Source organism: Billgrantia montanilacus (assembly GCF_003336675.1).
GTDB lineage: Bacteria > Pseudomonadota > Gammaproteobacteria > Pseudomonadales > Halomonadaceae > Halomonas > Halomonas montanilacus.
The window spans coordinates 255,933-270,873 of the sequence record NZ_QPII01000002.1 but is presented as its reverse complement, the minus strand read 5'-3'; the positions used below and the strand labels follow the sequence as shown (position 1 = coordinate 270,873).

Sequence of the window (14,941 nt, the reverse complement as noted above, 5' to 3'; positions counted from 1 at the left end):
ATGGAATTGCTTGGTCTGCAAGCGGAGAAAGGAAGCGGGCCCAGCGGGGCGGCTACATTTTTTTGCACTTCTATTTCGACTGACACCCATGCAACGGATAAGCTATAACAACGCCATAAGGCCCCGTTTTTCTGCTTTCTTCTTCCCCTGTGAGGAGCCGATGACCTCTGTCACTCGACGCCGCTTCGGCCTGCTTGCCCTGTCAGCGCCTTTTGCGCTGCTGATGTCCAATAGCGCCCGAGCCAATCTGATCGAAACCCTTCTGGCTCGCGCGCAGATTCCTCGTCATGACGACGAACTCTGGGTGTTGGTCGAAGACGAGCGGGCCGTGCTCAGTGTCTACCGGGGCAATGCACTGGTCGAGCGTTTCTCACCGGTCTCGTTGGGGAGAGCCGGTGCCGGGCCCGAGCGGTTGCGCGGTGGTAATGTGACCCCAATGGGCGAGTTTCGCGTCAATCGCTTCAATAACGAGAGCGATTGGCACATCTTCATCGGGCTTGACTATCCGACGCCGGCCCACGCGCGCATGGCTCTCGAATCAGGGCTTTACACTGAGCGCGATTACGAAGATTATTTCGCGTACTATCGGAGCCATGGCTATCCGCCGCAGCAGACCGTGCTGGGTGGGTTTATCGGTATCCATGGACTCGGTGGGGCAGACCCTGATGTGCATGCCAGTTACCACTGGACTCAGGGGTGTGTGGCGGTCACGAACGAGCAGATCGAAAGGCTTTCGGAGCTAATCGAGATTGGCACTCGCGTCGTGATCCGCTAGGCTCAATATGCGCAAGGGACGTTTCGAGCTATGGACAAGCGCCGTAAGGTGTTATAAAACAGCGTTTGACTCCTGTGCTTGGCAGCAGTCGCTGCAAGAATCCTGCAATTTGCAGGATAGCCTGACCTCAGGCTACATTAACGCCGCTGTACTAACCGTGCAGTACCAAGGAAGACTCAAGGAGAACACCATGACTCTGAAGACCACCCTGAAGCTCACCGCCGCTGCTGCATCTATGGCTATTCTGGCCGGTTGTGCTTCCAACGCTGCTCTGGATGAAGTTCGCCAGACTGCAGAATCTGCCCAGGCTGATGCTGCCGAAGCACGCAGCATTGCGACTCAAGCTCAGAACACTGCCAACCAGGCACAGCGTGACGCCCAGGCGGCGCTGCAGATGTCCGAGCAGAACCGCGAAGAAATGAACCGTATGTTCCAGCGCTCCATGCAGAAGTAACTCTGCGTGAGTGCCGGTATCACCCGTCAGGGTGATGGCGGTTTTGCAGTACAAGAAAACCCCGCTTCGGCGGGGTTTTCTTGTTGCTATTCTCGTTGCGCTCGAGGCGATAGGTGCGTTATCGCTGGCTGATCTCCAGCTCGGAAAAGAGCCCTTCCTGATGGGTAAGCTCCAGCTCGGAGAAGAGGCCTTCTTCATGGTCATCCAGGCTGGGAGCAGACGGGGATGGTTCTTCTTCGGCGACCATCAACAACGAAACCATCTGGCCGTTCGGGTTCTCGACGACGCGACGCAGCTGGGCATAGTCCACCGGGGGCTTTTCGTCGCCGAAGGTATTGGCGACCACCTCAATGGCGTTGAGAATCGGTTCGAAGTTGCCCAGGTTCTCCTCGAGCTGCGGGAAGGATTGGGCGTAAAGAATGCCATCAGAAGACCAGGCGGCCTTGAAAGGCTGGTCGATGATGTTCACCTTGGTACCGCTGGGCACTCGGTCATAGAGCGACTCGATATCTTCCGGGAACATCCGGATGCAGCCGCGGCTGGCTCGCATGCCGACCCCGTCGGGCATGTTGGTGCCATGGATCAGGTAGCTCGGCAGTCCCAGCAGAATGGCGTGCCGGCCCAGTGGGTTGTCGGGCCCAGGTGGGACGATTGTCGGTGCCGGTTCGCCCCTTGCGGCGGCTTCCTCGCGCATGGAGCGAGGCGGTGACCAGTGCGGGTCCTTGACCTTGACGGTGGTCCTTGTGACCCCCACCGGTGTGGCGAAACCGTCGCGGCCCACGCTGATGGGGTAGGTCTCGACCACGTCGTCGCTGGAGTAGTAATAGAGACGCAGTTCGGAGAGGTTAACGACGATTCCTTCCCGCGGTGCGTCGGGCAGGATGTGCTGGGCAGGAATCACCACTTCGATACCGGCAAAGGGTGCCCAGATGCTGACATCGGGATTCGCCATGCGGATCTCGTCATAGCCCACATTGTGCTGGCGCCCGATATCGATCAGGGTCTGCCCCTCCTCGACGGTAACGGTGTAGGCCTCACCGATCACGTTCCCCTGTTCGGGCAACAGGAAGTGGCCGCGGGGGAGCGTGTTTTCCTCGTCAGGCTCATTGGCAAGCGCCGGAGCTGCGAGCAGGGCAACAAGGCCGAAGAGCGCGGCAGAGCGCAATGTTCGTCTGGCCAGTGTCGGGTTTTTCATCAACGTCATGATCTCGTTGGAGAGTCGTCTGCAGCCGAGGCAGTAAGCACCCGGTACCCTGCGGAGCGACGGTTCAGGCATCCTGGCGAAGCGCCAGTGATGCCGTTTCGTGTCTTGGGTTGCGATGTTGAGAGCACGTATCGCCATTATAGCGCTCAAGGCGGTCGCGGGGAGTCCCCCTGTGAAACAAACGAGCTGGTGCGCCGCTTCAGGCGGCATCCGCCTTGCGGTTGAGTACTTCCAGCAGCTCCTCGATGGCGTGGAAGCGAGCCTCCTCCGTTTCCATTTCCCGCTCGAAGCGCAGCGTATCGGCGCCGTCGAGGCGATAGCACTCCGGGGACTTCTGGATCAACTGTACGAGTATCAATGGGTCGACTCGAGTCTGTGCGCCGAAGATCAGCCGGCCTTTCGCGGCACCGGCCTCGAGCCGCACGACTCCCAGGCGCTCGGCCCGCTGGCGCAGCTTAGTCTGGCGCATCAGGGTTTTCACCGGGGCCGGAAGAAGGCCGAAACGATCGATCATTTCCACCTGCAACTCCTTGAGGTCGGCCTCGGTCTCGGCACTGGCGATACGCTTGTACATCACCAGGCGCTGCTGGACATCGGGCAGATACGCTTCGGGGATCAGTGCCGGCAGGTTGAGGCTCACTTCGACGCCCTGGTCCAGCGGGGCGTCGATATTGGGCGTCTTGCCGGCACGAATGGCGGCCACGGCGCGATCGAGCATCTGCATGTAGAGGCCATAGCCGATTGCCTCCATCTGGCCGCTCTGCTCCTCGCCGAGCAGCTCCCCGGCGCCGCGGATCTCCATGTCGTGACTGGCCAGGGTGAACCCGGCGCCAAGGTCCTCGGCACCGGCTATCGCCTCCAGGCGCTTGGATGCGTCACGGGTCATGGTCCGCGGTGGCGGGGCGAGCAGGTAGGCATAGGCCTGGTGATGACTGCGGCCGACGCGGCCACGCAGCTGGTGGAGCTGGGCCAGGCCGAAGCGATCGGCGCGCTCGATGACGATGGTGTTGGCGCTGGGCACGTCGATGCCGGTCTCGATGATGGTGGAGCAGACCAATACGTTGAAGCGCTTGTGGTAGAAGTCGGACATCACCCGCTCGAGCGCGCGTTCGGGCAGCTGTCCGTGGGCCACTGCGACTCGGGCCTCGGGCACCAGCTCGCGTACCTTCTCGGCGGCGATCTCGATGGTCTTGACCTCGTTGTGCAGAAAGTAGACCTGCCCACCACGGAGTATCTCGCGCAGGATCGCCTCTTTGATCACCGACTCGTCGCGTTGTTGGACGAAGGTCTTAACCGACAGCCGGCGGGCCGGTGGCGTAGCGATGATCGAGAGATCGCGGATACCGCTCATGGCCATATTCAGTGTGCGCGGTATGGGTGTGGCGGTCAGTGTCAGGATGTCGACCTCAGCGCGCAGGTTCTTGAGTCGCTCCTTCTGGGTGACGCCGAAGCGGTGCTCCTCGTCGATGACGAGAAGTCCCATGTTGGGCAGTTTCATTGATTTCGACAGCAGCTTGTGGGTGCCGATGACGATATCGGCCTTGCCGGACTCGATGCGATCTAGAGATTCGGCCTGCCCTTTGCCGGCAGTGAAGCGCGAGATCAGCTCGATCTGCACGGCGGTGTCGGCAAAGCGATCGCGAAAGTTCTCATAGTGCTGGCGGGCGAGCAGGGTGGTGGGCACCAGCACCACCACCTGGCGGCCCGACTGCACGGCGAGGAAAGCGGCACGCATGGCGACTTCGGTCTTGCCGAAGCCGACGTCGCCGCAGACCACGCGATCCATGGGGCGAGGGGCCGTCATGTCACCGATCACCGCGGCGATGGCGGCGCGCTGGTCTGGCGTCTCCTCGAAGGGGAAGCTGGCGGCGAAGCGGCTGTACTCCTCGTCAGGGGGGGCGCAGGCGAATCCCTCGCGGGCCTCGCGGCGGGCATAGACGTCGAGCAGCTCGGCGGCGGTGTCGCGGATCTTCTCGGCGGCCTTCCGGCGCGCCTTGTCCCAGTGGTCGGAGCCGAGCCGATGCAGGGGGGCTAGTTCGTCGTCGGCGCCGGCATAGCGTGATATCAGATGCAGGCTGTCCACGGGCACATACAGCCTGGCGCCGTCGGCGTATTCCAGGGCAACGAACTCGGCTGCCTGGCCACCCGCTTCCAGGGCCTCCAGGCCACAATAGCGACCGACGCCGTGGGTCTGGTGGACGACGGGTGCGCCTGGACGAAGCTCGGAGAGATGCCGTACTGCCAGTTCGTTGGCATCCGTGGCCTTTTCCCGGCGGCGACTCTGTCGTACCACGTCGCCGAGGAGCTCGGTCTCGCTGATCACGGCGAGATCGGGCCGCTCCAGCCACAGGCCGGCGTCGATCTCGCCTTCGGTAATCGCCAGTTGGCTGTCGTCGGCAAGAAAGCTGCGAAAGTCGGCCACGTGGGGCAGTTGGAGGTGCAGCGGGGCCAGGGTCTCCTCCAGGGCTTCGCGACGCCCTCGGGATTCGGCGACGAACAGGGTCCGGGTGTCGGGGTTCTGGGCGAGGAACGCCTCGAGCGCAGCCAGCGGCTGCTTCGCCCTTGCATTGATGGGCACCGGTGGTGGCGCCTTGGCCGCGGGCTGCAGGGCGTGGCGATGGTCGGGGTCGTCGGTCAGCTCGACTCGCGGGTGCTTCTTGATGGCCGCAAACGCCTCGGCGACCGGCACGAAGGCGCGGTGAGGTGGCAGCAGGGGGCGGGTCGGATCGACGCCGAGATTCTCGTAACGACTCTCGATAGCCGCCCAGTGATGTTCCGCGGCGTCGAACACTCCCGGTAGCATCGCCACTCGGGTGCCTTCGGCCAGGTGTTCGAACAGGGTCGCGGTCTCTTCGAAGAACAGCGGCAGGTACTGCTCCAGCCCGGGTGAAGGGATGCCCTTGAGCGCATCGATATAGAGCGGACACTGGCGTGGGTCCACGTCAAACAGCGTCTCGAACCCTTCGCGGAAGCAGGCGATTGCCGAGCGGGCCAGCGAGTACTCGTGCGCCGGCAGCAGTTCCACGCCTTCGACCTTTTCCTGGCTGCGCTGGGTATCCGGGTCGAAGTGTCTCAGGGTGTCGATCTCGTCATCGAACAGATCGATACGCAGTGGAGACTCGCTGCCCATGGGAAAGAGATCGATCAGGGCGCCGCGCAGGGCGTACTCGCCGGGTTCGTAAACGGTCTCGACCGCCCGGTAACCAGCCCGGGACAGGCTTTCGCGGAAGCCCTCGCGGTCGAGGTGCATGCCCACATCCAGCGTCAGCACACGCCCTGCAATGTACTCGACCGGTGGCAGGCGTTGCATCAGGGTGTTGATCGCCACCAGCACGATGCCGTGCATGCCGTCCTGCAGCCGGCGCAGGGTGCGCAGTCGTGCCGAAACGATGTCCTGATGGGGTGAAAAGCTGTCGTATGGCAGGGTCTCCCAGTCGGGGAAGGACAGTACCGGCGTGGTGGAGAAGAAACGCAGGTCGTTCTCGAGGCGCTGGGCGCCGGCGGTATCAGCCGTTACCACCAGCAAGGGGGCGTCCTCGGCAAGATGCGCCAGGGCCAGGGCGGTGCCGCTGCCGGGAGGGGTCTGCCAGAAGAGGGTGTCACGAAGACCCTGCGGGCGTGGCGGATCCAGCAGTGAGAAATGGGACATGGTGTCGTCAGGCACTATCGTTGGGCTCTCTCGTCGGGCCGATGGATCAGGCGGGGTGCGGGATCGAGCCCGATCACGGTCTCGTAGTCGAATTCAATGGGGAATCATACCAGCCCGAAGATTCCCTTGTAGTCAATCTGCGATTTCTGTAACCCCCCTACAGCGCCTGCGACCATCCTGCGATTGCTCCGCCCGATGGCTGCACTGATAATGCGTATGAATTCCAGACCATCAGAGAGGCTTCACGTGAGTCAGCAACCCCTCGACACCGTTTTTCAGGATTGGCACGATAACCAGGCTCTTGCCGAGCAGATGATCCCGCTGATCGGCAGCCTATACCGCCACAACAACGTGGTCACCACCCTCTATGGACGGTCGCTGTTCAACCGCTCGGTGATCCGCATCCTGAAGGACCATCGTTTCGTCAGGAAGGTCGAGGGAACGGCGCTCTCCGTTCAGGATACGTTCCCGCTGGTGCAGGCTATGGCCGAACTCAACCTGGGGCCCGCCCATGTCGATGTAGGCAAGCTGGGCGTGGCCTTCAAGCAGCGTGGCGGGGGCGATGCCAAGGCGTTTCTGCGTGAGGAGCTCGCCGAGATCGTCGATGGCCGCGACGTCAACGGCAACAACGGGCAGTCGAAGGATGTGGTGCTTTACGGCTTCGGTCGCATCGGCCGGATCCTGGCGCGCGTGCTGGTCGAGAAGGCTGGCGGCGGAAACCTGCTGCGCCTGCGTGCCATCGTCGTGCGCGGCCGTGGCGATATCGCCAAGGACCTAGAGAAGCGGGCCAGCCTGCTGCGTCGCGACTCCGTTCACGGTCCCTTCGACGGTACCATCAGCGTGGACGCCGAGGCACGCACCATCACCGCCAACGGCAACGTCATCCAGGTGATCTATGCCGATTCGCCGGAGGATGTCGACTACACCGTCTATGGCATCGACAATGCCGTGGTGGTGGACAACACCGGTATCTGGCGCGACGAGGCGGGCCTGGGCCAGCACCTGCAGTGCAAGGGTGTGGCGAAGGCGCTGCTCACCGCGCCGGGCAAGGGCGATATCAAGAACATCGTCTTCGGCATCAACGATGGTGACATCAGCGCCGAGGACACCATCCTCTCGGCGGCGTCGTGCACCACCAACGCCATCGTCCCGGTGCTCAAGGTACTCAACGACGAGTACGGCATCGAGCACGGTCATGTCGAGACGGTTCACGCCTACACCAATGACCAGAACCTGATCGACAATTACCACAAGGGCGATCGCCGTGGCCGCAGTGCGCCGCTCAACATGGTGTTGACCGAAACCGGCGCCGCCAAGGCCGTGGCCAAGGCGCTGCCCGAACTCGGCGGCAAGCTGACCGGAAACGCCATCCGCGTGCCGACGCCCAACGTCTCCATGGCGATCCTCAACCTGACCCTGGAGAAGGAAACCGACGTCCAGGCGCTCAACGACTACCTGCGCCGCATGTCGATCGACTCCCTCTACCAGAAGCAGATCGACTACGTCGACTCGCCCGAAGTGGTCTCCTCCGACTTCGTCGGCAACCGCCATGCCGGTATCGTCGACGCCAAGGCCACCATCGCCAACGGCCGGCACGCGGTGCTTTATGTGTGGTACGACAACGAATTCGGCTACAGCTGCCAGGTGGTGCGCATCCTGCAACACATTTCCAACGTGCATTTTCTCAAGTTGCCCCGCGCCCGGGGCTGAGCGCCGGAGCCGAAGCGTCGCCCATTCCCGACCCCCGTGGTCGGGAATGCCATGACCCAGATCATTCTTGCCTCATCTGCGTCGGCACTCTCCGTGTGCCGGCCCTTTACCGTCAAGGCCGCGCCGCGGCTCGCTATCAGCGTTTTTCAACGTCTTCTCGACTCGCCGTTCGCCCCGTCTGGCATGTTTCGCCTGGCGGTTTGCGACTATAGGTCGTGTGGTCTTTGAGTACGCTTGTCTTTATAATACCGTGGATTTTTCGGGGTGGTCCGAGCATGCCTCGGGCCTGACTGGTAACGTACTGACGCCAATAAGAATTCGAATCCATTCGAACCCCTTTCCTTCGTATATCCGATCCATCAACTGGGCGAGACTATGATCGAAGTCAAGAAAGGCCTGGATCTCCCCATCATGGGGGCGCCCGAGCCGCGTATCGACGATGCGCGGCCGGTGCGCCACGTGGCAATCCTGGGTACCGACTACGTCGGCATGAAGCCGACCATGGAGGTCCGGGAAGGGGACAAGGTGAAACTGGGCCAACTGCTCTTCACCGACAAGAAAAACGAAGGCGTACGCTTCACGGCACCGGCTGCCGGCGAGGTCACCGCCATCAACCGTGGAGAGAAGCGCAGGCTACTCTCCGTTGTCATCAAGGTCGACGAGACCGAGGAGGCGGTGTCGTTCACCGCTCATGGCCGCGACAAGCTCGAAAGCCTGGAGCGCCAGGCTGTGGTCGACCAGCTGGTCGAGTCGGGGATGTGGACCGCTCTGCGGACCCGCCCCTACTCGCGCAGCCCGGCCATCGACGGCGTGCCGGCCGACATCTTCGTCACCGCCATCGATACCCACCCGCTGTGTCCTGACCCTGTCGGGATCATCAACGAGCAGCCGGAAGCCTTCGAGGACGGTCTCAAGGTGCTGGCGCGCCTGACCGAGGGCAAGGTGTACCTCTGTACCGCCCCGGGGGCGCAGATCCCCGGCGGTAACGTCGGCGGCGTGCAGGTCGAGACCTTCGCCGGACCGCACCCTGCCGGGCTCGTCGGCACCCATATCCATTTCCTGTCGCCGGTCGCCCTGCACAAGCGCGTCTGGCACATCGGTTACCAGGATGTGATTGCCTTCGGCAAGCTGTTCGCCGAGGGCCGGCTCGACATGAGCCGTGTCGTCGCCGTGGGCGGCCCCCGAGCCGAGAACCCGCGGCTGCTGCGAACCCGTATCGGTGCCAGCACCGAAGAGCTGTTGGCTGGCGAGGTCATCGAACCCGATGAGACGCGCGTGATCTCCGGTTCGGTCTTTTCCGGCTTCGCCTGTGAAGGGTCGCTGCGCTATCTGGGGCGCTTCCACAACCAGTTCAGCATGCTGGAAGAGGGCAACAAGCGGCAGTTCATGGGATGGCTGTCGCCGGGTACCAACCGGCATTCGGTCATGGGGATCTATCTGTCGAAGTTAACCGGGCTGCGTAACTATGCTCCCACTACATCGACGAATGGCTCCGAGCGCGCCATGGTGCCGGTCGGGATGTACGAGGAGCTGATGCCGCTGGATATCTTGCCGACCCAGCTGCTGCGCTCCCTGATCGTCGGCGACATCGAGGTGGCCATGCAGCTCGGATGCCTGGAGCTGGATGAAGAGGACCTGGCGCTGTGCACCTATGCGTGCCCGGGCAAGTACGAATATGGTCCCATCCTGCGTGACAACCTCACCTTGATCGAGAAAGAGGCCTGATGATGGGTATCCGACAGACACTCGACAATCTCGAACCGCATTTCCACAAGGGTGGCAAGTACGAGAAGATGTATCCGCTGTTTGAGGCGGTCGACACCATCTTCTATGCGCCGCCCAGCGTGGCCAAGACCACTGCCCATGTGCGTGACGGGGTCGACCTGAAGCGCATCATGATCACCGTGTGGGCCTGTACCTTCCCGGCGATGTTCTTCGGCATGTGGAACGCCGGCTGGCAGTCCAATATGGCGATCGCCGAAGGCTACGCTTCCATGGCGGGCTGGCGCGAGGCCATCATGCTGACGCTGACCGCCGGGCACGACCCGGGCAGCTTCTGGTCCAATATCGTGTTGGGTGCGACCTACTTCCTGCCGATCTATCTCGTGACCTTCGTGGTCGGAGGGTTCTGGGAGGTGGTCTTCGCCGTCAAGCGTGGCCACGAGGTCAACGAAGGTTTCTTCGTCTCCTCGGTGCTCTATGCACTGATCCTGCCGGTGGATATCCCGCTGTGGCAGGTTGCCCTGGGCATCACCTTCGGCATCGTCATCGGCAAGGAAATCTTCGGCGGTACCGGGAAGAACTTCCTCAACCCGGCGCTGACCGGCCGCGCCTTTCTCTACTTCGCCTACCCGGCGCAGATCTCGGGTGACGCGGTGTGGGTGGCAGCCGACGGCTACACGGGCGCGACAGCCCTCTCCCTGGCCTTTCAGGAGGGCATGGCCGCACTGACCACCGAATTCACCTGGTGGGACGCCTTCCTCGGCTTCATGCCCGGCTCGATCGGTGAGACCTCCACGCTGGCGATCTTCCTCGGTGCTGTCGTGCTGCTGTGGACCAAGATCGCCTCGTGGCGAATCATGCTCGGGGTGTTCCTTGGCATGGTTGCGACCAGCGCGCTGTTCAACTTGATCGGCTCCGACAGCAATCCGATGTTCGCCATGCCCTGGTACTGGCATCTGGTGGTCGGCGGCTTCGCCTTCGGTATGGTCTTCATGGCCACCGACCCGGTGTCTGCTTCCATGACCAACCAGGGAAGGCTGATCTTCGGGGCGCTGATCGGTGTCATGACCGTGCTGATCCGTGTGGTCAACCCCGCGTTCCCCGAGGGCATCATGTTGGCGATCCTGTTTGCCAACCTGTTCGCGCCGTTGATCGATCACTTCTTTGTTCAGGCCAACATCAAGCGCCGCCTGCAGCGCACCGGTGTACCGGCCGAGGAGACTGCCTGATGGCACAGAGCAATAACTCCATCAAGAAGGTCCTGACGGTGGCGTTCGCACTCTGCATCGTGTGTTCGGTCATCGTCTCCACCGCCGCGGTGGCACTGCGTCCCATGCAGCAGCTCAACGAGGAGCTCGACCGCAAGACCAATATCCTGCGTGTCGCCAACCTCTATGAGGCGGGCATCGACGTGGAGACGGCATTCGGTGAAATCACCCCCCGCGTGGTGGACATGCGTAGCGGTGAGTATACCGACCAGTTCGATCCGGAGACCTTCGACCACTTCCAGGCCTCGCGGGATCCAGCCACAGGTCGCACCCTCTCAGGGGAGCGCGACATCGCCGGCCTGTCTCGTGTCGAGAACTTCGCCACCGTCTATCTCGTCGGTGACCCCGAAGACCCCGAGCAGATCATCGTGCCGATTCGCGGCCAGGGCCTGTGGGGCCTGATGCGGGGCTACATGTCTGTCGAAGGCGACGGCAACACCATCGTTGGCATTACCTACTACGAGCACAGTGAGACCCCGGGGCTTGGCGCCGAGGTGAACAATCCGCGCTGGCAGGCTCAGTGGCAAGGCAAGGAGATCTATGCCGACGAGGAAAGTGTTCAGCCGGCTATTCGCGTGGCTCGTGGCAGCGGCAGCGGTGAGCACCAGGTCGATGGCCTGTCCGGTGCTACCCTGACCAGCAACGGTGTCACTAACATGCTTCAGTTCTGGCTGAGCCCGGAAGGCTTTGGCGAGTACCTGGCGAGATTCCGCAGCGGTATCGAACCGGAAGACGCTCAGGAAGCCGATGTCGAATTCGAAGCGGAAGGAGCCTGATCATGTCAACCGTCACTCCAAAAGGCGTCGTGTTGACGCCGATCTTCAAGAACAACCCCATCGCCTTGCAGATCCTCGGTATCTGCTCCGCGCTGGCGGTGACGACCAGCATGAGCGTCTCGCTGGTCATGACCATGGCGGTCATCTTCGTTACGGCCTTCTCCAACCTGTTCGTGTCGTTGATCCGCCATCATATACCTTCTGCGATTCGTATCATCGTGCAGATGACCATCATTGCTTCTCTGGTCATCGTGGTGGATCAGGTGCTCAAGGCCTTCGCCTATGAGATGTCCAAGCAGCTCTCGGTGTTCGTGGGCCTGATCATCACCAACTGCATCGTGATGGGGCGTGCCGAAGGCTTCGCCATGCAGAATACGCCGGGGCTCTCCTTCCTCGACGGTATCGGTAACGGCCTGGGCTACGGCATGGTGCTGATGTTCGTCGGCTTCGTGCGTGAGCTGTTCGGCTCCGGCAGCGTGTTTGGCTTCACCATTCTGCAGACCGTGCAGGACGGTGGCTGGTACGTGCCTAACGGCCTGCTGTTGCTGCCGCCGTCGGCGTTCTTCATCATCGGCCTGCTGATCTGGGTCATTCGCGAGACGCATCCCGAGCAGGTCGAGGAGAACGAGTTCAAGATGAAGCACAACACCGAGCCGAAGGAGGCTGTGTAACATGGAACACTATATTAGCCTTTTCGTCGCCTCGGTTTTCGTCGAGAACCTGGCGCTGGCGTTCTTCCTGGGTATGTGTACCTTCCTGGCGGTGTCCAAGAAGGTCTCGGCGGCCTTCGGCCTGGGTATCGCAGTCATCGTGGTGCTGACCATCTCCGTGCCGGTCAACAATGTCATCTACCATGGCCTGTTGGCGGAAGGGGCACTGACCTGGACCGGGATCAGCGGTACCGAGAACGTCGATCTCTCGTTCCTGGGTCTGCTCTCCTATATCGGCGTCATCGCCGCTCTGGTGCAGATTCTCGAGATGTTCCTCGACAAGTACGTGCCGGTGCTCTACAACGCGCTGGGCGTCTTCCTGCCGTTGATCACGGTGAACTGCGCCATCCTCGGTGGCGTGCTGTTCATGGTCGAGCGTAACTACAACTTCGGCGAGTCCGTGGTCTACGGCTTCGGTTCCGGGGTCGGTTGGGCGCTGGCGATCACCGCACTTGCCGGTCTGCGCGAGAAGCTCAAGTACAGCGACGTGCCTGCCGGCCTGCAGGGCCTGGGCATCACCTTCATCACCGTGGGTCTGATGTCGCTGGGCTTCATGTCCTTCTCCGGCATTCAGCTCTGAGCCAGGGCTTGTTTCCGGCGGTGCAAGGCACCGCCGGCGATCCGGTTACTCACAGCAAATAGGAAACCGACATGGTTGGAACATCACTCATCTTGCTCGGTGTGTTCATGTTCACCCTGATCGTCATCGGTCTGACCGGTGTGATCCTGGCGGCTCGCAGCAAGCTCGTGAGCAGTGGGGACGTGACCATTGAGGTCAATGGCGATCCCGAACATACCCTGACCACCCAGGCGGGTGGCAAACTGTTGAACACCTTGGCTGCCAACGGCATCTTCCTGTCTTCCGCCTGCGGCGGCGGCGGTTCCTGCGCCCAGTGCAAGTGCCGCGTTGAAGAGGGTGGCGGTGCGATTCTGCCCACGGAAGAGTCTCACTTCACCATGCGCGAGAAGAAGGAGGGCTGGCGTCTCTCCTGCCAGGTGCCGGTGAAGCAGGACATGAAGGTGGAGGTTCCCGAGGAAGTCTTCGGCGTCAAGAAGTGGGAGTGCGAGGTCATCTCCAATCCCAACGTCGCCACCTTCATCAAGGAGCTCAACCTCAAGCTGCCCGAAGGCGAGAACGTGGACTTTCGCGCCGGCGGCTACGTTCAACTGGTGGCGCCGCCCTACGATATCAAGTTTTCCGACTTCGATATCGAGGAGGAGTACCGGGGCGACTGGGAGAAATTCGACCTGTTCAAGCTCTCCCACAAGAACAACGAGGAAGTCATCCGCGCCTACTCCATGGCGAACTATCCGGAAGAGGTGGGGATGCTCAAGTTCAACATCCGTATCGCCACGCCGCCGCCCAACACCAACCATCCGCCGGGGCTGATGTCGACCTATGTCTTCAGCCTGAAGCCGGGCGACAAGGTCACGGTGATGGGGCCCTTCGGTGAGTTCTTCGCCAAGGAAACCGACGCTGAAATGGTCTTCGTCGGCGGCGGTGCCGGTATGGCGCCCATGCGCAGCCATATCTTCGACCAGCTCAAGCGTCTGAAATCCCAGCGCAAGATCTCGTTCTGGTACGGTGCACGCTCCTGGCGTGAAACGTTCTACAACGACGAGTACGACCAGCTGGCCGAAGAGTATCCCAACTTCGAGTGGCACCTGGCGCTCTCCGACCCGCTGCCTGAGGACAACTGGGAAGGCCCCACCGGCTTCATCCACAATGTCCTCTACGAGAACTACCTCAAGGACCATCCGGCGCCCGAGGACTGCGAGTACTACATGTGCGGGCCGCCCATGATGAATGCCTCCGTGATCAAGCTGCTACTTGACCTGGGGGTGGAGCCCGAGAACATTCTGCTGGACGACTTTGGCGGATGATCTCACTCGCCTCACGGCGATTTGCAGGGCTGGCCCATGGTGGGCCAGCCCTGTTCATGTTCCTGCTGCTGATGCTGCCCATGGCGCTTCTGAGCGCCTGCCGCAGCCAGTTTCAGGAGCATCTTTACCAGGGCACTGCCCTGGGTACGGGTTACCATATCACCCTGTATGCCGATCTCGATGCACATGAGCGCGAACGGATCGCGGTCGGTATACAAGGTGAGCTGGCACAGCTCCAGTCGCAGCGCGAAGCACTCCTGGGTTCGCTGGCCGCCGCCTTTTCCGCCAATCCATACACCAGGGCGGTGGCCCCGGTCTCGTTTGGCGACGAGCTGGAGCGTCTCATTCACGCCCTTGCCGTCGACCGCCTCACGGAATGGCTGACCGAGCTCGAGGTCGAACACATGATGGTCGAGGTCGGCGGCGTGATTCGCACCCGTGGCCTGCCGCCGGGCGGAGGCTGGTGGCTCTCCCTCGAGCATGCGGGGCTACCCGAGCAGGGCAAGAGGCGGCGAATCAATTTGACGGATGCGGCACTGGTGCATCGACTGGTCAGGCCGCACCCCGTGGCGATTCCCGTCCTGCCCAGGACGCTGGGTATCACGGTGGTGGCGGCCACCGCCAGCGAGGCTTCGCGCCAGGCGTTGTTGCTGATGGCGGCCGACCAGCAGGGTACGACGCCAAGCAGGACCATGGCTGTGGATAGTGCCGCCCGAATCGTTGTCAAGACACCACAAGGCATCGAAATACGCTACACCACGGCGATGGAGCCGTGGTTCGAGACCTAAT

General features: G+C 62.0%; 12 protein-coding genes. 10 read left to right on the top strand and 2 right to left on the bottom strand.

All coding sequences use genetic code 11. The annotated features are described in order from the left end of the window. Positions 1–160: 160 nt before the first annotated feature. Complete coding sequence (locus DU505_RS03860; protein WP_114477676.1) at positions 161–775, top strand: L,D-transpeptidase family protein; 615 nt, start codon at positions 161–163, stop codon at positions 773–775. A gap of 190 nt (positions 776–965) precedes the next feature. Further along, on the top strand, positions 966–1,229 hold the full coding sequence (locus DU505_RS03855; protein ID WP_102652204.1) for an Lpp/OprI family alanine-zipper lipoprotein: 264 nt from the start codon (positions 966–968) through the stop codon (positions 1,227–1,229). A 118-nt stretch (positions 1,230–1,347) separates the two neighbouring features. Here the strand turns inward: DU505_RS03855 and DU505_RS03850 are convergent, their stop codons facing one another. Together DU505_RS03850 and mfd are read right to left on the bottom strand one after the other, a co-directional pair. Then, positions 1,348–2,424, bottom strand: coding sequence for a L,D-transpeptidase family protein (locus tag DU505_RS03850; protein ID WP_114477675.1), 1,077 nt, complete (start codon positions 2,422–2,424; stop codon positions 1,348–1,350). 208 nt (positions 2,425–2,632) lie between these two features. Next, entirely contained in the window at positions 2,633–6,082 is a 3,450-nt protein-coding gene (gene mfd, locus DU505_RS03845; RefSeq protein ID WP_114477674.1) for a transcription-repair coupling factor, read from the bottom strand. A 246-nt stretch (positions 6,083–6,328) separates the two neighbouring features. On the opposite strand from mfd, the gene DU505_RS03840 reads away from it, so the two are divergent. The 8 genes from DU505_RS03840 (at position 6,329) to DU505_RS03805 (ending at position 14,940) form a co-directional block, all read left to right on the top strand. Further along, entirely contained in the window at positions 6,329–7,792 is a 1,464-nt protein-coding gene (locus DU505_RS03840; RefSeq protein WP_114477673.1) for a glyceraldehyde-3-phosphate dehydrogenase, read from the top strand. Between the two features lie 375 nt (positions 7,793–8,167). Beyond that, positions 8,168–9,517 (top strand): Na(+)-translocating NADH-quinone reductase subunit A, encoded by a 1,350-nt coding sequence (locus DU505_RS03835; protein ID WP_114477672.1) that lies wholly within the window; start codon positions 8,168–8,170, stop codon positions 9,515–9,517. Then, complete coding sequence (locus tag DU505_RS03830; RefSeq protein WP_114477671.1) at positions 9,517–10,743, top strand: NADH:ubiquinone reductase (Na(+)-transporting) subunit B; 1,227 nt, start codon at positions 9,517–9,519, stop codon at positions 10,741–10,743. The genes DU505_RS03835 and DU505_RS03830 overlap by 1 nt, the downstream gene beginning before the upstream one ends. Next, positions 10,743–11,558 carry a Na(+)-translocating NADH-quinone reductase subunit C gene (locus DU505_RS03825; RefSeq protein WP_114477670.1) on the top strand — a complete coding sequence of 272 codons (816 nt, stop codon included), beginning with the start codon at positions 10,743–10,745 and terminating at the stop codon, positions 11,556–11,558. Before DU505_RS03830 ends, DU505_RS03825 begins: the two co-directional genes overlap by 1 nt. 2 nt (positions 11,559–11,560) lie before the next feature. Further along, a complete protein-coding gene (locus DU505_RS03820) occupies positions 11,561–12,229 on the top strand; it encodes an NADH:ubiquinone reductase (Na(+)-transporting) subunit D (RefSeq protein WP_114477669.1) in 669 nt (222 codons plus the stop codon). A 1-nt stretch (position 12,230) separates the two neighbouring features. Then, a complete protein-coding gene (gene nqrE / locus DU505_RS03815) occupies positions 12,231–12,848 on the top strand; it encodes an NADH:ubiquinone reductase (Na(+)-transporting) subunit E (RefSeq protein WP_114477668.1) in 618 nt (205 codons plus the stop codon). Positions 12,849–12,919: 71 nt separating this feature from the next. Further along, positions 12,920–14,152 (top strand): NADH:ubiquinone reductase (Na(+)-transporting) subunit F, encoded by a 1,233-nt coding sequence (nqrF, locus tag DU505_RS03810; RefSeq protein ID WP_114477667.1) that lies wholly within the window; start codon positions 12,920–12,922, stop codon positions 14,150–14,152. Continuing rightward, positions 14,149–14,940 carry an FAD:protein FMN transferase gene (locus DU505_RS03805; RefSeq protein ID WP_114477666.1) on the top strand — a complete coding sequence of 264 codons (792 nt, stop codon included), beginning with the start codon at positions 14,149–14,151 and terminating at the stop codon, positions 14,938–14,940. Before nqrF ends, DU505_RS03805 begins: the two co-directional genes overlap by 4 nt. Position 14,941: the final 1 nt, after the last annotated feature.